Origin of the sequence: Streptomyces sp. NPDC046876, from assembly GCF_040645035.1 — a bacterium.
In the GTDB taxonomy this organism is placed as follows: domain Bacteria; phylum Actinomycetota; class Actinomycetes; order Streptomycetales; family Streptomycetaceae; genus Streptomyces.
Genome location: NZ_JBEYXK010000116.1, coordinates 1 through 19,763, shown reverse-complemented (window position 1 = coordinate 19,763; position 19,763 = coordinate 1). Strand labels below are relative to the sequence as shown.

General features: G+C 72.7%; 14 protein-coding genes. 7 read left to right on the top strand and 7 right to left on the bottom strand.

The window, feature by feature from the left end:
- Positions 1 to 438 precede the first annotated feature (438 nt).
- Positions 439 to 1,506, top strand: coding sequence for a dipeptidase (locus ABZ924_RS33890; RefSeq protein WP_361918626.1), 1,068 nt, complete (start codon positions 439 to 441; stop codon positions 1,504 to 1,506).
- A 43-nt stretch (positions 1,507 to 1,549) separates the two neighbouring features.
- Here the strand turns inward: ABZ924_RS33890 and ABZ924_RS33885 are convergent, their stop codons facing one another.
- Positions 1,550 to 2,893, bottom strand: a complete 1,344-nt coding sequence (locus ABZ924_RS33885; protein ID WP_361918623.1) for a UDP-glucose/GDP-mannose dehydrogenase family protein — start codon at positions 2,891 to 2,893, stop codon at positions 1,550 to 1,552.
- Positions 2,894 to 3,123: 230 nt separating this feature from the next.
- On the opposite strand from ABZ924_RS33885, the gene ABZ924_RS33880 reads away from it, so the two are divergent.
- The 3 genes from ABZ924_RS33880 to ABZ924_RS33870 all read left to right on the top strand — a co-directional run bounded on the left by ABZ924_RS33880 (position 3,124) and on the right by ABZ924_RS33870 (position 5,857).
- Positions 3,124 to 4,281: an acyl-CoA dehydrogenase family protein gene (locus ABZ924_RS33880; protein WP_361918621.1), complete on the top strand. Its 1,158-nt coding sequence runs from the start codon at positions 3,124 to 3,126 to the stop codon at positions 4,279 to 4,281.
- A gap of 111 nt (positions 4,282 to 4,392) precedes the next feature.
- Positions 4,393 to 5,475, top strand: coding sequence for an NDP-sugar synthase (locus ABZ924_RS33875; RefSeq protein WP_361918632.1), 1,083 nt, complete (start codon positions 4,393 to 4,395; stop codon positions 5,473 to 5,475).
- Positions 5,476 to 5,512: 37 nt separating this feature from the next.
- Positions 5,513 to 5,857 carry a DUF6191 domain-containing protein gene (locus ABZ924_RS33870; protein ID WP_361918618.1) on the top strand — a complete coding sequence of 115 codons (345 nt, stop codon included), beginning with the start codon at positions 5,513 to 5,515 and terminating at the stop codon, positions 5,855 to 5,857.
- 12 nt (positions 5,858 to 5,869) lie between these two features.
- Here ABZ924_RS33870 and ABZ924_RS33865 read toward each other — a convergent pair whose 3' ends face one another.
- Positions 5,870 to 7,282 carry an LCP family protein gene (locus ABZ924_RS33865; RefSeq protein WP_361918615.1) on the bottom strand — a complete coding sequence of 471 codons (1,413 nt, stop codon included), beginning with the start codon at positions 7,280 to 7,282 and terminating at the stop codon, positions 5,870 to 5,872.
- A gap of 106 nt (positions 7,283 to 7,388) precedes the next feature.
- Here ABZ924_RS33865 and ABZ924_RS33860 point away from each other — a divergent pair, with 106 nt between their 5' ends.
- Positions 7,389 to 7,937 (top strand): acyl-CoA thioesterase, encoded by a 549-nt coding sequence (locus ABZ924_RS33860; RefSeq protein ID WP_361918612.1) that lies wholly within the window; start codon positions 7,389 to 7,391, stop codon positions 7,935 to 7,937.
- Between the two features lie 89 nt (positions 7,938 to 8,026).
- On the opposite strand, the gene ABZ924_RS33855 is transcribed toward ABZ924_RS33860, so the two are convergent.
- A complete protein-coding gene (locus ABZ924_RS33855) occupies positions 8,027 to 9,664 on the bottom strand; it encodes an LCP family protein (RefSeq protein WP_361918609.1) in 1,638 nt (545 codons plus the stop codon).
- A 93-nt stretch (positions 9,665 to 9,757) separates the two neighbouring features.
- On the opposite strand from ABZ924_RS33855, the gene ABZ924_RS33850 reads away from it, so the two are divergent.
- Positions 9,758 to 10,780, top strand: coding sequence for a glycosyltransferase family 2 protein (locus ABZ924_RS33850; protein ID WP_361918607.1), 1,023 nt, complete (start codon positions 9,758 to 9,760; stop codon positions 10,778 to 10,780).
- A gap of 120 nt (positions 10,781 to 10,900) precedes the next feature.
- Here the strand turns inward: ABZ924_RS33850 and ABZ924_RS33845 are convergent, their stop codons facing one another.
- The 4 genes from ABZ924_RS33845 to ABZ924_RS33830 form a co-directional block, all read right to left on the bottom strand.
- Positions 10,901 to 12,571: an LCP family protein gene (locus ABZ924_RS33845; RefSeq protein WP_361918629.1), complete on the bottom strand. Its 1,671-nt coding sequence runs from the start codon at positions 12,569 to 12,571 to the stop codon at positions 10,901 to 10,903.
- 89 nt (positions 12,572 to 12,660) lie between these two features.
- Positions 12,661 to 14,463 (bottom strand): LCP family protein, encoded by a 1,803-nt coding sequence (locus ABZ924_RS33840; protein WP_361918604.1) that lies wholly within the window; start codon positions 14,461 to 14,463, stop codon positions 12,661 to 12,663.
- A 224-nt stretch (positions 14,464 to 14,687) separates the two neighbouring features.
- Positions 14,688 to 15,944 (bottom strand): LCP family protein, encoded by a 1,257-nt coding sequence (locus ABZ924_RS33835; RefSeq protein WP_361918601.1) that lies wholly within the window; start codon positions 15,942 to 15,944, stop codon positions 14,688 to 14,690.
- 166 nt (positions 15,945 to 16,110) lie between these two features.
- Positions 16,111 to 16,863, bottom strand: a complete 753-nt coding sequence (locus ABZ924_RS33830; protein WP_361918598.1) for a TIGR03089 family protein — start codon at positions 16,861 to 16,863, stop codon at positions 16,111 to 16,113.
- 140 nt (positions 16,864 to 17,003) lie between these two features.
- Here ABZ924_RS33830 and ABZ924_RS33825 point away from each other — a divergent pair, with 140 nt between their 5' ends.
- Positions 17,004 to 18,473, top strand: a complete 1,470-nt coding sequence (locus tag ABZ924_RS33825) for a peptidoglycan recognition protein (protein ID WP_361918595.1) — start codon at positions 17,004 to 17,006, stop codon at positions 18,471 to 18,473.
- Positions 18,474 to 19,763 lie beyond the last annotated feature (1,290 nt).

Here is a 19,763-nt window from a genome sequence, read left to right as displayed (position 1 = left end):
CCCCGCGCCTCAAACGCCGGCGAGGCTGAAATGGCCCACCCCCCGCTTCGAAAAGGGGGCGGGGTCGAAAAGTGCCCGAGGCTTCGGAACGGCAGGGCCGGGGCCGAACTGCCCCGTGGCTCGGGGAGGCAGGGCTGGGGCCGAACTGCCCCGTGGCTCGGGGAGGCAGGGCTGGGGCCGAACTGCCCCGTGGCTCGGGGAGGCAGGGCTGGGGCCGAACTGCCCGTGGCTCGGGAAGGCAGGGCCGGGGCCGAAATGCGCTGCGGCTTCGGGGAGGCGCGGGCCGGGCCGAGGGGCAGGGCCGGTCGGGGCGGCCGGGCGAGGGAGCGGGGGCCGGGGGCGGCCACCCGAACGCCACATTCGCCGGGCAAGTCCGGCGCCCCGCATGGCACGGTGGCAGGACCTCTCCCTGCTGCCGCCGAACCCGGAGCGAACGCCATGGCCGACCTGCAGGATGAATTCCCCGTTGACACGGCCGCCTGCGTAGGGGCCGAGGACCTCCCCGCAGCGGTTCCGTCCGGCTCCGTCGACCGGGCCGTCGGACTGCTGTCCGTCCACCCCGTGGCCGACGGCCACAACACCCTCGTCTGGACCCTGCGCCAGAGCCCGTACCACGACATCGAGACCCCCGACGCCAATGTCGACACCGACATCCCCCGGCTGCGCGCCGGCGGCGTCGGCGCCCAGTTCTGGTCCCTGCTGATGCCCCGCGAGGCCGCATCCGCCGACCAGGTCGTGTCCGACACCCTCGAACAGATCGACACCGCCCTGGCCCTGGTGCGCCGCTACCCCGACGGCCTGTGCCTGGCACTGACCGCGGACGACATGGCCGACGCCCGCAACCGCGGCCGCATCGCCTCGTTCCTCGGCCCCGTACCCGGCCGCACCCTCATCGGCGGCTCGCTGGCCACCCTCCGCGCGTTCCACGCCCTCGGCGTACGGATCCTCGCACCCGCCGGCGCACCCTGGGCGGACGAGGGCCTCACCCCGTTCGGCCACGAGGTGGTCAAGGAGGCCAACCGGCTGGCGATCCTGCTCGACCTGACCGGCTGCCCGCCCGCGGTGGCCTGCCAGATCGCGGGCGCCTCCAAGGCACCGGTGATCGTCTCGCACACCGCCGCGGCCTCCCTCACCCCGCACCCGGGCAACGTCACCGACGACGTCCTGCTCGCCCTGCGCGCGGCGAACGGCCTGGCCATGGTCACCTTCGACAGTGCCCAGACCGGCGACTCGCTGCACGCGGTGGCCGATCACCTCGACCACGTACGGGCCGTGGCCGGCCCCATGTGCGTCGGACTCGGCGCCTCCTTCGGCACCGAGCACGGCACGCCCCGCCCGACCGGCCTGACCGACCCCTCCGGCTACCCGCGCCTCATTGCGGAACTGCTGGACCGCGGCTGGCCGGAAACCGAACTGTCCCTGCTGACCTGGGGCAACGCCCAGCGGGTCCTGCGCGACGCGGAGTTCACCGCCCGCGCCGCCCAGCACCGCAGGCCGGCGCCGTAACCGGCCGTCCGCAGGACGCGAGCCCCCCGACCCCGCGAGCCCGTCAGGCGCGCGGCCGGCCCATGGCCCGGTAGGTCCAGCCGGCCGCGCGCCAGCGCGCACCGTCGAGCGCGTTGCGCCCGTCGAGGACGAGCCGGTCGGAGACGACCGCACCCAGCTCGACCGGGTCGAGGTCGCGGAACTCCCGCCACTCGGTGAGGTGCAGCACCACGTCCGCACCGCGCGCCGCCTCCACGGCCGAGTCCGCGTACCCGAGCGTCGGGAACACCCGGCGGGCGTTGTCCATGCCCTTGGGGTCGTAGACGGTGACCTGGCCGCCCTGCAGGTGGATCTGCCCGGCCACGTTCAGCGCGGGCGAGTCGCGTACGTCGTCGGAGTCCGGCTTGAAGGTGGCACCGAGCACGGCGACCCGCTTGCCGAGGAACGCCCCGCCGACCGCCTCGCGCGCCAGCTCCACCATGTGGCCGCGGCGCCGCATGTTGATGGAGTCGACCTCGCGCAGGAACGTCAGCGCCTGGTCGGCGCCCAGCTCGCCGGCGCGCGCCATGAACGCCCGGATGTCCTTGGGCAGGCAGCCGCCGCCGAAGCCGATGCCGGCGCGCAGGAACTTCGCGCCGATCCGCTCGTCGTGGCCGATGGCCTCGGCCAGCTTGACCACGTCGCCGCCGGCCGCCTCGCACACCTCCGCCATCGCGTTGATGAAGGAGATCTTCGTGGCGAGGAAGGAGTTCGCGGCGGTCTTGACGAGCTCGGCCGTCGGGAAGTCGGTCACCACCAGCGGGGTGCCCTCCGACATCGGCGTCTCGTACACCTCGCGCAGCACCTTCTCGCCGCGGTCGCCGTGGACGCCGATGACGATCCGGTCGGGGTGCAGGGTGTCCTGCACCGCGAAGCCCTCGCGCAGGAACTCCGGGTTCCACGCCAGCTCCACGTCGGCGCCGGCCGGGGCGAGCGCGGCCAGCTTGGCGGCGAGCCGCTCGGCGGAGCCGACCGGGACGGTGGACTTGCCGACGACGAGGGCCGGGCGGGTGAGGTGCGGGGCGAGCGACTCGACGGCGGAGTCCACGAAGCTCATGTCGCAGGCGTACTCGCCGTGCTTCTGGGGGGTGTTCACGCACACGAAGTGGACGTCGCCGAAGGCGCCGACCTCCTCCCACGACTGCGTGAACCGCAGCCGCCCGGTCGACCCGGGCAGTCCGGCGACGTGCGCGGCGAGGAGTTCCTCCAGCCCCGGCTCGTACATCGGTACGCGGCCGGCCGCCAGCATCTCGATCTTCTCCGGCACCACGTCCAGCCCGAGCACCTCGAAGCCCAGCTCGGCCATTGCCGCGGCGTGCGTGGCGCCGAGGTAGCCGGTGCCGATCACAGTGATCTTGAGGGGGGCCATGGGTGCTCCAGAGGTGCGGGCCTGTGCCTGTTGCGGCAACCGAGCATAGTCGCGCCCGTAACCGGGGACGTTCCCCAGGAGCACCACAGCACACCACGGCGCACACGAAGCGCACCCCGGCTGTCACGCAGCTCACGTGCCGCGTACATATCGCTGCCATGACGCCGGACACTAAGATTTGGGTTACTTAACGGTAGTTAGCATGCTTCACCCTTGGGGAGTGAGAGATCTTGGCGGGTTCTGCCGACTTCGACCTGTACCGCCCGGCCGAGGAGCACGACATGCTCCGCGAGTCCGTCCGCTCGCTCTGCGAGGCGAAGATCCTCCCGTTCGCGGCTGCGGTCGACGAGGAGGCCCGCTTCCCGCAGGAGGCCCTCGACGCCCTCGTCGCGAACGACCTGCACGCCGTCCACGTCCCCGAGGCCTTCGGCGGCGCCGGTGCCGACGCCCTCGCCACGGTCATCGTGATCGAGGAGGTGGCCCGCGTGTGCGCCTCCTCCTCCCTGATCCCGGCCGTGAACAAGCTCGGCTCGCTCCCGGTGATCCTCTCCGGCTCCGAGGAGCTCAAGGCCAAGTACCTGGGGCCGCTCGCCAAGGGCGACGCGATGTTCTCGTACTGCCTCTCCGAGCCGGACGCCGGCTCCGACGCCGCGGGCATGAAGACCCGTGCCGTCCGCGACGGCGACTTCTGGGTGCTCAACGGCGTCAAGCGCTGGATCACCAACGCCGGCGTCTCCGACTACTACACGGTCATGGCCGTCACGGACCCCGAGAAGCGCTCGAAGGGCATCAGCGCCTTCGTCGTCGAGAAGTCCGACGAGGGCGTCTCCTTCGGCGCCCCGGAGAAGAAGCTCGGCATCAAGGGCTCCCCGACGCGCGAGGTCTACCTCGACAACGTCCGCATCCCGGCCGACCGCATGATCGGCGCCGAGGGCACCGGCTTCGCCACCGCGATGAAGACCCTCGACCACACCCGCATCACCATCGCCGCCCAGGCACTCGGCATCGCCCAGGGCGCCCTGGACTACGCCAAGGGCTACGTCCAGGAGCGCAAGCAGTTCGGCAAGCCGATCGCCGACTTCCAGGGCATCCAGTTCATGCTCGCGGACATGGCCATGAAGATCTCGGCCGCCCGCGCCCTGACCTACCAGGCCGCCGCCGCCTCCGAGCGCGGCGACGCCGACCTCACCTACCTCGGCGCCGCGGCCAAGTGCTTCGCCTCCGACGTGGCCATGGAGGTCACCACGGACGCGGTCCAGCTCCTCGGCGGCTACGGCTACACCCGCGACTACCCGGTCGAGCGCATGATGCGCGATGCGAAGATCACGCAAATCTACGAAGGCACGAACCAGGTCCAGCGGATCGTCATGGCCCGCAACCTGCCGTAAGGGGCCCCAACAGGTCACCCGGAACGCCCCTGCCGCCACGGCAGGGGCGTTCCGGCAGCTCGATGGGCTAACTTGGGGGGCCTCGTAGGCCCGACCGGGTGGGGAGAAGGAATTTTGGAAGCGATCCTGCTGGTCGGGGGGCAGGGGACGCGGCTGCGCCCCGTCACGGTGAACACCCCGAAGCCCATGGTGCGTGCCGCGGGGGTGCCGTTCCTCGCCCACCAGATAGCCAGGGCCGCCGCCGCAGGCGTCACCCACATCGTCATGGCCACCTGCTACCTCGCAGAGGTCTTCGAGCCCTACTTCGGCGACGGGTCCGACTTCGGCGTCCGGCTCGAGTACGTGGTGGAGGACGAGCCGCTCGGGACGGGCGGGGCCATCCGCAACGCCGCCCGGCGGCTGACCGGGGGGCCCGAGTCCCCTGTGCTGGTGTTCAACGGGGACATCCTGACCGGGCTGGACATCGCCGGGCTCGTCGAGGCGCACAAGGCCGCTGCCGCCGATGTGACGCTGCACCTCGTCCAGGTCGAGGACCCGCGGGCGTTCGGGCTGGTGCCCACCGACCCCACCGGCCGGGTGCTGGCGTTCACCGAGAAGCCGCAGACGCCCGAGGAGATCATCACCGACCAGGTCAACGCCGGCTGCTACGTCTTCCGGCGCAGCGTCATCGACTCGATCCCGGCCGACCGGCCCGTGTCCGTCGAGCGCGAGACCTTCCCCGGGCTGCTGGAGGCCGGCGCGAGCCTGCACGGGGTCACCGAGAACACGTACTGGCTGGACCTCGGCAAGCCCGAGTCGTTCGTCCAGGCCTCCGCGGACCTCGTGCGCGGGGTCGTCGCCTCCCCGGCCGTGCCCGGGCCGCGCGGCGAGGCGCTGGTGCTGCCCGGCGCGACGGTCGCCGAGGGCGCCGTGCTGTCCGGCGGCACCGTCGTCGGGGCCGGGGCCAGCGTCGGTGCGGGGGCCGTGGTGGACGGCTCCATCGTGCTGGACGGCGCCGTCATCGGCCCGGACACCACGGTCCGCGCCAGCCTGGTCGGCGCCGGCGCCACCGTCGGCCCGCGCACCGTGCTCGACGCCGCCGTCCTCGGCGACGGCTCCACCGTCGGCGCGGACAACGAACTGCGCGCCGGCGCCCGCGTCTGGTGCAAGGCCGAACTGCCCGCGGGCTCCCTCCGCTTCTCCCCGGACAGCTGATCGGAACCCGCGGCGCCCCGCCGGACGTTGTCCGCGCATGGTGCGCTTGCTGACAGGTCCGTTCCTGGTGCTGCTCCTGGTGGTGCCGCTGTTCGTCGCGGCGGCTGCGCGGCACGCGCTCCGGCAGGCCGGGCGGTACGGATGGCTGCCCGGCCGCGTCAGCGGTCCGGAGCCCGGCAGCCGCAGCGCGGGCGCAACGGCCACCGGGGAACCGCACGCCCTGATCTACCCGGGCAAACGGGCCCAACTGGAACAGCGCCGCATTGCGGCGGTGCTGCGGGACGACGAGCAAGACGGTGCCCCGCGCCGGGCCGGGATCGACCTCGACGCCGGGACGGCCCGGTTCGGGGGCCGGGCCGCCGGCGTGCCGGAGGTGCCGTGAGCGGACACCTGGTCAGTTGCCGGTGACGGTGACCTTCTCGTCGTTCTGGATCTGCTTGACGATCTGCTGGACCTTCGGCTTGTCCCAGAGCAGGTTGCCGCCGCGTTCGCCCGCGATCGGCATGTTCATCGAGACGCCCTCGCCGCCGCTGATGCCCTTCATCGCGAAGAACATCTCGCCCATGTCCCACAGGGACATGTCCTTGTCCACGATCAGCGTGTCCAGGCCCGCGCCCAGCACCGGGTAGAGCTTGAACGGGTTGAGGATCGTGCCCGGCGTCGCCGCCTGGCTGGCGAGCGTGGCGAGGAACTTCTGCTGGTTCTTGGTGCGCGCCAGGTCCGACTCGGCGAAGGCGTACCGGGTCCGGACGAAGGCGAGGGCCTGCTCGCCGTTGAGGGTCTGCTCGCCGGCCTTGAAGTCGGCGCCCGACTTCTCGTCCTTGAAGGCCTTCTCGATGTTCATGTCCACGCCGCCGAGCGCGTCCACGATGTTCGCGAAGCCCGCGAAGCCGATCTCGGCGTAGTGGTCGATGCGCAGGCCCGTGTTGTACTCCACGGTCCGCACGAGCAGCTCCGGGCCGTCCTCCGCGTACGCCGCGTTGAGCTTGGTGTGCTTGCCCGTGCCGGCGTACTTCTTGCCGGACTGGGAGCCGACGAAGGAGGGGATCTCCACGTCCGAGTCGCGCGGCAGCGAGATCATGCTGTTCCCGCCGGAGCAGGCCGCCAGGATCATCATCGAGTCGGTGCGCTTGCCCTCGGCGGAGCCGGTGTGGAGCTTCTTCTTCTCCTCGTCGGACATGCCCTCGCGGCTGTCGGAGCCGACGATCAGGTACGTCGTGCAGTCGCCCTCCTTCGGGCGCTCGATGACCTTGGCGAGGTCGACCTCGCGGCGCACCTTGGAGTCGGCCCAGAAGTAGGTGCCGATGGTCGTCGCGAGCAGCGCCGTGGCCAGCACGATCGAGCCGATCTTGATCCGCTTGCGCCAGTCCGGCGCGGAGCCGGGCCCGCGGGGCGGCCGCGCCGTCGGCGGCTGGCCGGGGCCGCCCGGGCCCCCCGGGCCCCCGGGACCGCCGGGCCGCTGGGGGCCGCGCTGCGGGGTGCCGTAGACCTGGCCGGTGTTGTAGCCGCTGTCGTAGCCGGCCTCGTACGCGTCGTGGCCCTGCCCCTGCTGCGGCGGCACCCCGTACGAGGGCGCGGACGCCGGCGGCCGGCCCGGCTGGGCGCCGGGCTGCTGCGGGCGCCGCGACTGCGGGGCCTGCTGGGGCCGCTGCGGGCGCTGGGGCTGCTGCTGCGGCACCGCCGGCTGTCCCGGCTGCCGACGCTGGACGTGCGGCATCCGCCGCGGGCCCTCCGGCTGCGCCTGCGCGCTGCCGCGCCCGTACCCGTCCTCGCGGGCGTCGCCGCGCCCTTCTGGCCACTCACTCATGCCGCCTAGGATGCCCGGTCGCGGGAGGTGCACGACAGTCCGGTCGGGACTTCGTGCCGGTGCTGTTGCACAGCTGATGCATCCGCGACGGCTTTAAGGTGGCGGTATGACACAGATACCGGGCGTGACGGCGGGCGAACTCCAGGGCAAGCCCACGTCGGCCTCGCGGACCACCCTCAGCCACATCATGACCGCCAACGACACCAACCTCCTCGGCACCGTGCACGGCGGCGTGATCATGAAACTCGTGGACGACGCCGCCGGTGCCGTCGCCGGGCGCCACTCCGGCGGCCCCGCCGTCACCGCCTCCATGGACGAGATGGCCTTCCTCGCCCCGGTCCGCGTGGGCGACCTGGTCCACGTCAAGGCCCAGTGCAACTGGACCGGCCGCTCCTCCATGGAGATCGGCGTACGGGTCCTGGCCGAGCGGTGGAACGAGTCCACCCCCGCCACCCAGGTCGGCAGCGCCTACCTCGTCTTCACCGGCGTGGACTCCGAGGGCAAGCCGCGCACGGTCCCGCCGGTCATCCCCGAGACCGACCAGGACAAGCGCCGCTACCAGGAGGCGCAGATCCGCCGCACGCACCGGCTCGCCCGCCGCCGGGCGATCATGGCCCTGCGCGAGGAGCGCGCGGCCCAGGGCTACGACGACTGACACGTGCCGACCCGGCACCTGCGGCCCCCGCGCGTCCCACCTGCAGGCCCGCGCGGGGGCCGCGCTGCGTGGCGCGGGCGGTCACAGCATCAGGTGCTGCACACCACCTGGTCGCCCGTGACCACCCCCTGCCGGCCCTGGTACGGGTCCTCCGGCCGGACCGGGACCACCGTGCGGTAGTCCGGGCCGGCGATCACCAGCAGGGTCCGGCCCCGTCCGGGCACCGCCCGCAGCTCGCTGCCGGGCAGCGCGGCCGCGACCGTGCGGGCCGAGCGGTCCCAGCGGGGGTCGTAGGCGATCACCGTGCGCCTGACGCCCCGGCCGGATCCGCTCGTCGGGGTCCCGGTGGTGTCGAAGCCGGTGGCGCGCAGCGCCGCGTCGACGCGCCCGCCGAGGCCGTCGATGCGGGTGCCGTTCTCCACCTGGATGCGGATCTGCTGCGGGGGCACGTCCACGGGGACCGCGGGCGGCTGATGCGGGCGCCCGGGCCGGGCGTCGCCGGCCCCTGCGGCCCCTGCGCCACCTGCGGCGTCGCCCGAGGTGTCCGGGGCGGCGGGGGCCAGCGGCCGGTCCTGGCGGAGGGCCTCGAAGAGCTTGGCGGCCTTGGCCTCGTCCCACTTCACGGTGGAGCCGATGCCCTTGACCGGGTACGAGGGGTCCCCGATCGGCACGGAGGCGAACTCCGAGGACGACGGGGCGAAGTCGCGCATGGCCTGGCCGAGCGCGAGCAACTGCTCGGAGCCGAAGCCGGGGTCGGCCCGCACGGAGCCCAGCAGGGTGGAGCTGACCTCCTTGAACTTCACCGGGTTGAGCAGGACCCCGCTGCCGGCGGCCTGCTGGAGCAGGGCGGCCACGAACCGCTGCTGGCGCTGCATGCGGCCGAGGTCGGCGGCGCCGTCGATGTGGCGCGAGCGCACGTACTGCAGGGCCTGGCCGCCGGTGAGCCGGTGGGTGCCGGGCAGCAGGTCGAGGCCGGTGCTGCGGTCGTGGAGGGCCTTGGCGGTGCAGATCCGCACGCCGCCCATCGCGTCGACGGTCCTCATGAAGCCGGTGAAGTCGACCTCCAGGTAGTGGTCGATCTTGACGCGGGTCATGTTCTCGACGGTGCGCACGGTCAGCTGCGGGCCGCCCTCGGCGTAGGCGGCGTTCAGCTTGACCGGGTGCGGGCCGTGCTCCTTCCCGGTGGACTGGTCGCGGTGCGCGGGCAGCTCGGCGTAGCTGTCGCGGGGCAGGCTGACGACGCTGGCGCGCTCGCGGTCGGCGGAGAGGTGCACCAGCATGACGGTGTCGGTGCAGTGGCAGGGGGCGCCGCCGAGGCGGTACTCGCGCTTCTCCTCCTTGCTGATGCGGTCGCGGCCGTCGGTGCCGACGAGGAGGAGGTTCAGGCCGTGCCCGGCCTGGGGCCGGTTCTTCATGTCCTTGAAGGGGTCCACCCGCTCGATGCCGGTGTCGACGCCGGTCATCACCGCGTGGCCGATGGCTCCGGAGCCGAGGACCACCACCGACAGCCCGGTCGCCAGCCGGACCCCCCAGCGGGGCCGGCCGCCGCCGCGCCGCTCCCGGTCCGGGCCGCCGCCGCGCCGGGTGAGCCGGGGCTGCGGCTGCGGGGGCCGGGCTCGTCGGGGAGGGCGGTGTGGCTGGGGCACGGGGGACACCTCCGCGGGGGCAGCAGGGCCGGCAGTGCTGAACCGGGCATATCGGTCAGATCGTAAGAACAGTAGGCCCATACGATCAGCCTGCGACCTCATCGATCAGGCGGCGCGCACCCGTTTCCCCCGTACGCGGTAACGTGACACCGATACCCGACCGTGAAGGACCACATGCCCGCCCAGCCCGCAGTCTCGGTGATCATGCCGGTACTCAACGAGGAGCGCCATCTGCGCAACTCCGTGCGCCACATCCTCGGCCAGGAGTACGCAGGCGAGATGGAGGTGGTGATCGCGCTGGGGCCGTCCACGGACCGCACCGACGAGATCGCCGCCGAGCTCGTACGCGAGGACCCCCGCGTCGTCACCGTTCCGAACCCCTCCGGCCGCACCCCGGCCGCCCTCAACGCTGCCATCAAGGCCTCGCGCCACCCGATCGTGGTACGCGTCGACGGCCACGGCATGCTCTCGCCGAACTACATCGCCACCGCGGTCCGCCTCCTGGAGGAGACCGGCGCGCAGAACGTCGGCGGCATCATGCATGCCGAGGGCGAGAACGCCTGGGAGGAGGCCGTCGCCGCCGCGATGACCTCGAAGCTCGGCGTCGGCAACGCGGCCTTCCACACGGGCGGCGAGGCCGGTCCGGCGGACACCGTCTACCTGGGCGTGTTCCGCCGCGAGGCGCTGGAGCGGGCGGGCGGCTACAACGAGGAGTTCATCCGCGCACAGGACTGGGAGCTGAACTTCCGCATCCGCGAGGCCGGCGGGCTCATCTGGTTCTCGCCCGACCTGAAGGTCCAGTACCGTCCGCGGCCCTCGGTGCGGGCGCTGGCCAAGCAGTACAAGGACTACGGCCGCTGGCGGCACGTGGTGGCCCGGTACCACGCGGGCTCCATCAACCTGCGCTACCTCGCGCCGCCGACCGCCGTCTGCGCGATGGCGGCCGGCGTGGTGGCCGGCGCCGCCGTCACGCCGTGGGCCTTCGCGATCCCGGCGGGCTACCTCGCGGGGATCACCCTCGGCTCGATCCCGGCCGGCAAGGGCCTGCCGCTCAAGGCCCGGGTGCAGATCCCGGTGGCCATCGCCACCATGCACATGTCCTGGGGCTTCGGCTTCCTGACCAGCCCGCGCTCGCTGGCGGACAGGGTCATCGCGAGTCGCCGCCCGTCGGCGCACCCGGACCCGACGGCGGCCTGAGCAGCAGGCCGCGAGCAGGAAAAGGGCAAGAAGGGGCCCGGTGGCGGCGGTCGACGACCGCCGCCACCGGGCCCCTTTCCGCGTGCGCGCCGTGTGCCGGCGCCGTGTGCCGGCGGCCGGCTACCAGGTGAAGCCAGGCTGGACCGCCATGCACTCCTTGTCGTTGTCGCCGTTGAGCGGGCGGGCCGAGTCCGGAGCCTTGGTCGGGGCCGGCGGCGGCGGGGTCGGTGCATCGCCCGTGCGCCAGTCCTTGCCGACGAACAGCACGACGCCGGAGAGCCCGTCGGTCTTCTCCACCGCACTGGGCGGCAGTCCGAGCGCGGTGGCCAGCGCCGCGGCATTGGCCGCCTGGTCGGCGCCGGAGAAGCGGACCACGGTGGTGTCCTCGGCCCCGGTCTGGGTGTCGGCGGCGGCCTTGGTGAAGCCCTTGGCCGCGAGCAGCGGGACGACCTCGTTGGACCGGTTCCTCACCCGCGGCTGGGCGCCGTCCTTGCCGCCGGTGGCGTTGCGCACGGTGACCTGGATCCTGGACGGGGCCGCGGCCTGCGGGGCGGCCGGCTGGGACGGCGCCGGGGAGCCCCCGGCGGTCGGGCCGCCCGTCGTGGCGGGGGAGCCGGAGGCGGCGGGAGCCGGGTGCTCGGGGCCCTTGCCGTCGAGCGGGATGTCCTCGCGGATCATCCGGAACACGTCCTCGGCCTCGCCCGGCTTGGGCTCGACGCGGCCCTCCTCGCGCGTGCTGTACACCCAGGGCATGGTCGTCATGGTGATCCGCCCGGTGGGGACCTTCTTGAGCTCCACGCTGAGGTCGTACAGCTTGTCGATCTTGTTCAGGCCGGGGTCCACGACCATGGCCTTGATGGCGGCCTGGGCCAGGCTGTTGAGCTTGACCGGGTTGCTGAGCTTGGCGTTCTTGCGGAACTCGCGGGCCATCGAGTTCATGTACATGTGCTGCGCGTGGGTGCGGCCGAGGTCGGTGCCGTCCTCGAAGCCGTAGCGGGTGCGCAGCCACTGCAGGGCCTGCTCGCCCTGGATGGTGCTGGTGCCGGCGGGCAGCTTCAGGCCGGAGCCCTTGCCGTCCTTGGTGCGGGAGTGGACGTTCTGCTGCACGCACACCGGGACGCCGCCGATGGCGTCCGCCATCGTCACCACGCCCTTGAAGTCGATCATCATGAAGTGGTCGATCGGGATCCTGGTCAGCTCCTGCCAGGCGGCGACGGTGCAGCCCGGGCCGCCGCGGCTGAGGGACTCGTTGGTCTGGACGAGGCCCTTGCTGGCCGGGTGGACCTTGCCGTTCGGCTCGGTGCACTTCGGCATCATGATCATGGTGTCGCGGGGCATCGACACCACCGAGAGGTTGCTGCGGTCCGCGGACAGGTGCAGCAGCATCTGCACGTCCGCCAGCGGGGGCCCGTCGAAGGTGTCCCTGGCGCCGCCGAGGGCCTGGTTCTCCGCGTCGTTGCGGGCGTCGGAGCCCAGCATCAGGATGTTCAGCGGGGTCTGGCCGAAGGCGTTGGGCTTGGAGCCGCCCAGTTTGTTGTCGCCGAGGTTGAGCACGTCCGTCTGGATGCTGCCGTTGAGGTGGCGGTAGTACAGGTAGCCGGCCGCCCCCGTCGCGAGTATGAGGAACGCCAGGGTGGAGGCGACCCAGCGCAGTATGCGCCGCTTGCCCCGGCGGGGTCCGGCGCCCCCGGACCCCGACGCGGACGCGGACGCGGACGCCGACGCCGAAGCGGCTGGTCCGCCGCCGGCCACGTCGTCCGCCGCCCGGGCGGGTGCCCCCTCCCCCCGCATGCTGTTGTTCCCCACAGGTCCCCCCTAAAAGATCACGTCATGTCTGTGTGCTGCACCGGCCGCGCCGGCACAGGTCGTTCGCCGTTCGGCTACTTGGCGCAGATCGCCTTGTCCGCCTCGACGCGCTGGATGTCCTCGGGCGCCTTCTGAGGAGCTGTCATCGAGATGCCCGGCCCCTTGAAGTCCGCGCCGAGCGTGAGCTTCATCGGCGTGCGGGGCGCGGCGTCCGCGGTGCCCATCTGCAGCGCCGAGCCCGGCAGACCCATCATCTCCGCCAGCGCCCGGGCCTGATCGGCCTGGTTCGGGGCGTACTCCAGCCGGGTGGCCTCCAGCTTGGCAGGGGCGTTGCCCTGGTTGCCCGCCCTGGCCACGCCCTTGGTGTTCTGCAGCCAGGTCAGGGTGGTGGAGGCGGAGCCCGAGGGGCCGCCGCCGTTGTAGATGTCCACGCGTACGTCCTTCGCGGCGGCGCGCGGGCCCTGCAGGAGCGCGTCCTGCTTGGCCTTGGCGTCCGCGTCGGCCGCGTCCTTGGCCGCCTGCTCCTTCTTCTCGACCTCGGTGAGCGAGACGTCACCGCGGATCATCTGGAGCAGCGGGTCGGCCTGCGCGGGGTTGAGGACGACGGTCGCCTTCTTGCCCGGGGGCTCGTTCGGGTTGTCGAGCACCGGCAGCGTGGTGAAGGTGACGTTCTTGAGGTTCATGTCCTTCAACTCGCCCGCCAGCTTGGTGAGCTTGTCGATGGACCCGATCCCGGAGTCGACCGCCAGCGACTTCGTGGCCGCCTCCGCCAGCGAGAAGAACTTCTTCGGGCTGGTCAGCGTCTCCTTCGACTTCATCTCGCGCATCATCGACCCCAGGAACTGCTGCTGGGTCTTGATCCGGTCGAGGTCGCTCTCGTTGCCGAAGGCGTGGCGCGTACGGACGAAGGCCAGGGCGTCCTCGCCCTGCAGCCGGTGCTCGCCGGCGTCCAGCTTCAGCTTGGAGTCCTTGTCGTCGACGGGCTTCTCCACGCAGACCGGGACGCCGCCGACGGCCGTGCTGAGCACCTTCACCGCGTTGAAGTCGACCATCATGAAGTGGTCGACGGTGATCCCGGTGAGCTCCTTGACCGTGCGCATGGTGCAGCCCGGGTCGCGGCCCTCCTGGCCGAGGCTGGTGTTGAAGCGGGTCCCCTTCTGGCCGGGGATGGTCTTCATCGAACCGTCAGGCTGCTTCGTCGGGCAGGCCGGGATGTTCGTGATCAGGTCGCGGGGGATGGACAGCGCCGTGGCGTTGGAGCGGTCCTTGGAGACGTGGAACAGGATCGTGGTGTCGGCGTGTCCGACGCTGCCCGAGTCCCCGTAGCCCTCGTTGCCCGCACCGGAGCGCTTGTCGGTGCCGATGACGAGGATGTTGATGGGCTGGTCCTTCTTGAAGCCGCCCGTGCCCGCGTCGCCGACGTCGGTGACGCTGAGGTTGCCGTTCAGGTGGTCGTAGTAGAGGTACGCGGCCAGCGAGCCGCCGACCAGCAGGAACGCGAGGGTGCCGCCGCCGATGACCAGGATCCGGCGGCGCCGGGAGCCGCCACCGCCCTTGCGGGGACGGCCCGTACGGCGCCCGGGCGGGGCGTCGCCGCGGCGCGGCCCGGGGACCGCGGGGGACGGGGCCGTGGACGGTGCCTTGGGGGACCCGGCCGCCGCGCCGCGGGAGGAAGGCGCCTCGCCGCGGGGTGCGGGCGCCGCGCCGCGGGGCGCTGCGCCTCGCGGGGCGGGCCGGCGGCGGGGGGTGCCGGCGGGGGGCTGCCCTTGCGTACCGGAACGGTCCAGTCGCAGTTCGTAATGGCCGGTGCGGGGGTTGAGCACCCACTGGTCGGCGGGGTCGATCTCGTCTGCCCGCCCACGGCTCTGCGCATCCACGGTTGCTCGAATCCTCCGTCGGTGCCTCGCGACGCGCCTCCCCCAAGACGCCCGGTCAACGATCCGGCTGCTGGTGCACGGCCTCTTTGCTGGCCAGGGCACCGGATCGCTCACCTTATCCGCCCCGGTCGGCTCCAAACCATGGTGGTGACAAATTCCACTGCCCCTATAACAGGGCAAAACGCCCAAGCACTTCGGTTCGGACACCGGCTTTTGGGATTGCTTTACCGGCAGTCGGCCATGCCCGCGGTGGTGCCCGTGAAGGTCGCCACCGGAGCCGGGCTCGAAGCGGTCGACGGCGCGGGCGCGGCGGGCGTGTCGGCCGTCCGGGGGGCGAGTGCCGCCGGCGTGTCGGACGCCGCGGTCGCCGGAGCGGAGGGCGTGGCGGGGGGCACGGCGGCTGCGGGCTGCCGGCTCGGCGGGGCCACCGTCAGCGGCTCGTCCGCGCGCAGCCGCCGGAACAGATCGGCCGCGGCCGGCTGCACCAGCTCGTCCCGGTTCGGGTCGGCGACGTACGGACGGCGCGGCACCGTCAGGAACTTGACCTGATCAGCCGGTATGTCCCTGATGCCCCGGACCAGTTCGTACAGCCCACGCAGCGAGGCCAGCCCCGCGTCGGTGGTGACGGAGGAGGTCGCCGCGTCCAGCAGCGGGTACAGCCGCCCCGGGTTCAGCAGCACCCCGTTGCTCTGCACCTTCTTGACCAGCGAGCCGAGGAACTGCTGCTGGCGCTCCATCCGTTCGGTGTCGCTGCCGCCGCCCAGGCCGTAGCGGGCCCGCACGAAGCCCAGGGCCTGCTCGCCGCGCAGGGTCTGCCGCCCGGCCGGCAGCTTCAGGTGCGCCTCGGCGTCGTCGACCGGCTGCTTCAGGCAGACCTCGACGCCGCCGACCGCATTCACCATCTTCTTGAACCCGCCGAAGTCCACCACCATGTGGTGGTCGATCCGGATCCCGGTCATCTTCTCCACCGTACGGATCGTGCAGGCGGCCCCGCCCCACTGGAACGCCCAGTTGAACTGCGCCGACCGCGCGGAGGTGCGGCTGCCGTCCGCCGTCAGGCAGCCCGGGATCTCCACGATCAGGTCCCGCGGGATCGACACCGCCGTCGCGCTCCTGCGGTCCGCCGGCAGGTGCAGCAGGATCACGGTGTCCGAGCGCTGCGTGCCCCCGTCCTTGCCGTAGCGGGCGTTCTCCGCGCCGGAGCGCGAGTCCGAGCCGATCAGCAGGATGTTCTGCGAGCCGTCCCTGAAGTGCGCCGGGCGGTCGTGCTCGTAGCGCTCCAGCTCGGCCTCCGCCGAGGTGTCCTCGGTGATGTTCGCGTCGAGCTTGCGGTACAGCCACCAGCCCACGGCCGACCCGGCCAGCACCAGCAGGGACACCCCGAGCGCGATCCAGCGCAGCAGGCGGCGCCGGCGCCGCGGGGGCTTCGGATAGCCCCCGGCCGCACCGCTGCCGCCGGATATGCCTGCGCTGTCCTTCACTCGCGTACCGTCCCCTTCACCGGGTGGGCGTTCAGCCGTACGGGTGGGGGTACGGCCTGCCCCGATCGTGCCCCGGGCACGCGGTGACGGCCCGGGGACGGGGTCGTGTCTAGGGCCGAGCGGGTGACAGATCGCCCTGTGGTGCGGGTTCGCCGGTACGGGTGAGCTACCGCGCGGTGTGGGTGACGCGCTCGGCCTCGATCCGCTGGGCCAGGCCCTGCTCCGACAGCCGGTCGAGGTGGCGGCACAGCACCACGGAGCCGCCCGCCGCCAGGGCCGCGAACAACCCCGCCGACAGCCCCTCCCAGGTGTCGTAGCCCAGCCCGGACAGCAGCCGCGCGCCCGGCCCGAGGCCGAGCTTCGCCGCGTCCTCGCGGGCCCGCTCCACGACCCGGGCGTGACTGAGCTCCTCGCCGCCGACCACGAGGCCCGGGGCGTCCGCGTCCACGGGGGCGAACGGCGCGAAGCGGTCGCCCTGCGAGGGCACCTCCACCGCGTAGTCCGAGAACCCGGCGGGCGGCTGCGGGAACCGGCCGCCCAGCGGGCGCAGCGCGAGCGCCACCCGCTCGCCGGAGCAGGCCGCGGCCTCCTCCAGCGTGTCGGGGCCGCTCACCACCACATCGGCGTCGGCCGGGTCCCCGCCGACCTCGGCGACGACACCGACCGAGGCACAGGCGAGCAGCCACACGGCGCTCTGCCAGTGCGCCGGGAGCAGCAGCGCGAGCCGGTCGCCGGGGCCGGCGGCCAGGTCGCCCTGGAGCAGATTGGCGGTCTTGGCCACCCAATTGGCGAAGGTGGCGACGGACAATTCGACGCGCTCGCCCGTGGCGTCGTCGTAAAAGGTCACGAGCGGGCGGCCCGGATCGGCGGCGAGCGCGGATCGCAGCAGGTCGGCAGGGGTGCGGTCAGTGGCGTTCACCCGCCCCAGCGTACGCGGGGCCCTCCCCCGTACGGGCGCCGCCGACTCCTCCGTCCAGGGGAGGTGCGCGGCCCCCGGGACCAGACGGTCCGTCAGTTCTCCGATGGCGGTTCGTGGTGAGTGTGCCCAGCATCGCTTGCATGCGTGGATTCCTGTCTTCAGCGGTCGGCGTCGCGACCGCAGCCGCACTGTCCCTGCCGCTCGCCCTGTCCACCCCGGCGCTGGCCGGGTCCGCCCCGGCGGTCCCCGCAGCCCCGGAAGCACCTGCGTCACCCGTGTCGCCCGTGTCCCCTGTGTCTCCCGCGGGCTCCACCCGGTCCCTGCCGCTCGTACCCATCGGGCCGGGCGCCGACCGGTCGCCCTCGTCCGGCATCCCCGGCATGGGCACCGCGCCGCGGCTGCCCGAGACCCGCGGGCTGGCCGCGCGGGACGTCGAGAAGTTCTCCCTGGTCGGCGTCGTCTGGGACGACGCGGCCACCCCGCTCCACGGCCACGTCCAGGTCCGTACCCGCTCCGCGCGGACGGCGACCTGGTCCGACTGGCAGGACGTCGAGACCCAGAACAGCGAACACGCCCCCGACCCCGGAGCCCCCGAACGGGCCTCCGGCCGGCTGCGGGGCAGCACCGCACCGCTGTGGGTCGGCGAGTCCGACGCCGTCGAGGTCCGCGTCCAGGCGGAACCCGGCACGGCCCCCGCCGCCACCCGCACCGCCCGCGCGCCCTCCCGGCTCCCCACCGGCCTGCGGATCGAGCTCGTCGACCCGGGCGGGGCGGGCCCGGCGGCCGCGGGGCCGGACGGCAAGAACACGGGGGCCGGGACTCCGGCCGGGGACGACAAGGGGAACACGGCCCCGGGGCCCGGCATGACCATGGGCATGACGGAGGCCTCCATGGCCAACGTCCCGCTGGCCCCGCTCGGCGCGAAGGAGATCACCGCGCTGAACAAGGCCGACGCCACCGCCGACGCCGTCCTCGCCGGGGAGGGCTCCGTTGCCGCGACCCCGTACATCGGCCCGCGCCCGAGGATCGTCACGCGGATGGGGTGGGGCGCGGACGAAAACCTGCGCGAGAAGACGTTCGTCTACACGAACACGGTCAAGGCGGCCTTCGTCCACCACACCGCCTCCGGCAACAACTACGCCTGCGCGGACGCCCCGGCGGTGCTGCGCAGCCTGTACCGGTACCACGTGGTCAGCGAGGGGTGGCGCGACATCGGCTACAACTTCGCCATCGACAAGTGCGGCACCGTGTACGAGGGGCGCGCGGGCGGGGTCGCCAAGCCGGTGCTCGGCGCGCACACCATGGGGTTCAACACGGACAGCATGGGCATCGCCGTGATCGGCACCTTCACCACCGCCGGGCCGCCGGCGGCAGCGGTGAATTCGGTGGCGGCGCTGACGGCGTGGAAGCTGGGCCTGTTCAACCGCGACCCGCGGGCGACGACCACCCTCACCTCGGGCGGCGGCAACCTCTACGCCAAGGGCAAGGCGGTCAAGATGAACGTGATCTCCGGCCACCGCGACGGCTTCGCCACGGAATGCCCGGGCAAACTCCTGTACAGCCAACTCCCCCCGACCCGCACCACCTCGGCCAAACTCCAGGGGCGGTAGCCGGGACTGCGGGGTCGGGTGCGGGCGGGCCATCTCCCCCTCGAGGGGCCGGGGGCGGGCCCGCGGCTGCCCACCCGTCACCCCGGGCGGGGCGGGGTCGGCGCTCGGCGCGAAGCCAGCCGTCCGGAGATGGACAGCGGACCGGGGGACAGGGGCGGCCCCCACAGCCCGGACGCGAACAGCGGACCGGGACCCACGAGGTCGGGACCTCAGCGAACGGCATCAGAGAGGGGTTGGGGCTTTCCCGTCAGTCTCATCGTCCCTCCGCGTCGGGCCGGCCTGTCAAGGGCGCTCCCTTCGGTCGCGTCGCTACGCGATCGCCTCCGGCGACCCTTGACAGACCGTCCCGCCACGGAAAGACAAAGACTGCCGGGAAACCCCCAAAAGGACGGCACGGTTCACAGTCAGAGGAGCGCCCCCGTCAGCGACCAGACGACCCGTCGGGCTCGCCACACCGGGCATCCGCCCCGACACCCAGCCGATCCGGGGTAGGGGCGCGTCCACCCCGCACCGAAGGCACGCCCAGAGCCCATCCGGAGCCCTCAGGCACCCCAGATCGCTACGCGCTTCTCATTTCTCGGTGTCCGGCGGCCGTCCGGGGCCGATACCCGCACCAAATGACGAACCGAGAGTCATTCGGCGTCGATGGGCGCAGCAGATCGCTACGCGCTGCCCCGGTCTCGGCGTCCGACGGCCGTCTGGGGCTGGTCGTACACGGGCTCCACGCTCGACGGCGGTGGTGAACTCCCGGCCGTGTGCGCCCGCAGTGACAGACGCCAGCAGCTCACAGACCAGGCCCGGACGGCGGCCGGACGCTGAGACGGCGGCAGCGCGTAGCAATCTGCTGCGCCTGCCGCCCCCGAATGCCTCTCGGTTCGTCATGTGGTGCGGGTATCAGCCCTGGGCGGCCGTCGGACGCTGAGAAAAGAGGAGCGCGTAGCGATCTGCTGCGCCTGCCGTTCCCAAATGCCTCTCTGTTCGTCATTCGGTGCGGGTATCAGCCCCGGGCGGCCGCCGGACGCCGAGAAATGAGAAGCGCGTAGCGATCTGCTGCGCCCCCGGCGGGGGGATTGGGTGGATGTCGGCCCGGATGCCCGGCGCTGCGAGGCGGAGCTTGGTCGCACGTCTGTGACGCGGCCGCTCCTGTGACCTTGGACCGTGCCGTTCTTTTGGGGTTTTCCCGGCAGTCTTCGTTTTTCCGTGGCGGGCCGGCCTGTCAAGGGTCGCCGAAGGCGATCGCGTAGCGACGCGACCGAAGGGAGCGCCCTTGACAGGCCGGCCCGACGCGGA

Coding starts and splice junctions, on each gene's coding strand:
- ABZ924_RS33890 (WP_361918626.1), top strand. CDS start 439: ATGGCCGACCTGCAGGATGAATTCCCCGTTGACACGGCCGCCTGCGTA.
- ABZ924_RS33885 (WP_361918623.1), bottom strand. CDS start 2,893: ATGGCCCCCCTCAAGATCACTGTGATCGGCACCGGCTACCTCGGCGCC.
- ABZ924_RS33870 (WP_361918618.1), top strand. CDS start 5,513: ATGGTGCGCTTGCTGACAGGTCCGTTCCTGGTGCTGCTCCTGGTGGTG.
- ABZ924_RS33865 (WP_361918615.1), bottom strand. CDS start 7,282: ATGAGTGAGTGGCCAGAAGGGCGCGGCGACGCCCGCGAGGACGGGTAC.
- ABZ924_RS33860 (WP_361918612.1), top strand. CDS start 7,389: ATGACACAGATACCGGGCGTGACGGCGGGCGAACTCCAGGGCAAGCCC.
- ABZ924_RS33855 (WP_361918609.1), bottom strand. CDS start 9,664: ATGGGCCTACTGTTCTTACGATCTGACCGATATGCCCGGTTCAGCACT.
- ABZ924_RS33850 (WP_361918607.1), top strand. CDS start 9,758: ATGCCCGCCCAGCCCGCAGTCTCGGTGATCATGCCGGTACTCAACGAG.
- ABZ924_RS33845 (WP_361918629.1), bottom strand. CDS start 12,571: ATGCGGGGGGAGGGGGCACCCGCCCGGGCGGCGGACGACGTGGCCGGC.
- ABZ924_RS33825 (WP_361918595.1), top strand. CDS start 17,004: ATGCGTGGATTCCTGTCTTCAGCGGTCGGCGTCGCGACCGCAGCCGCA.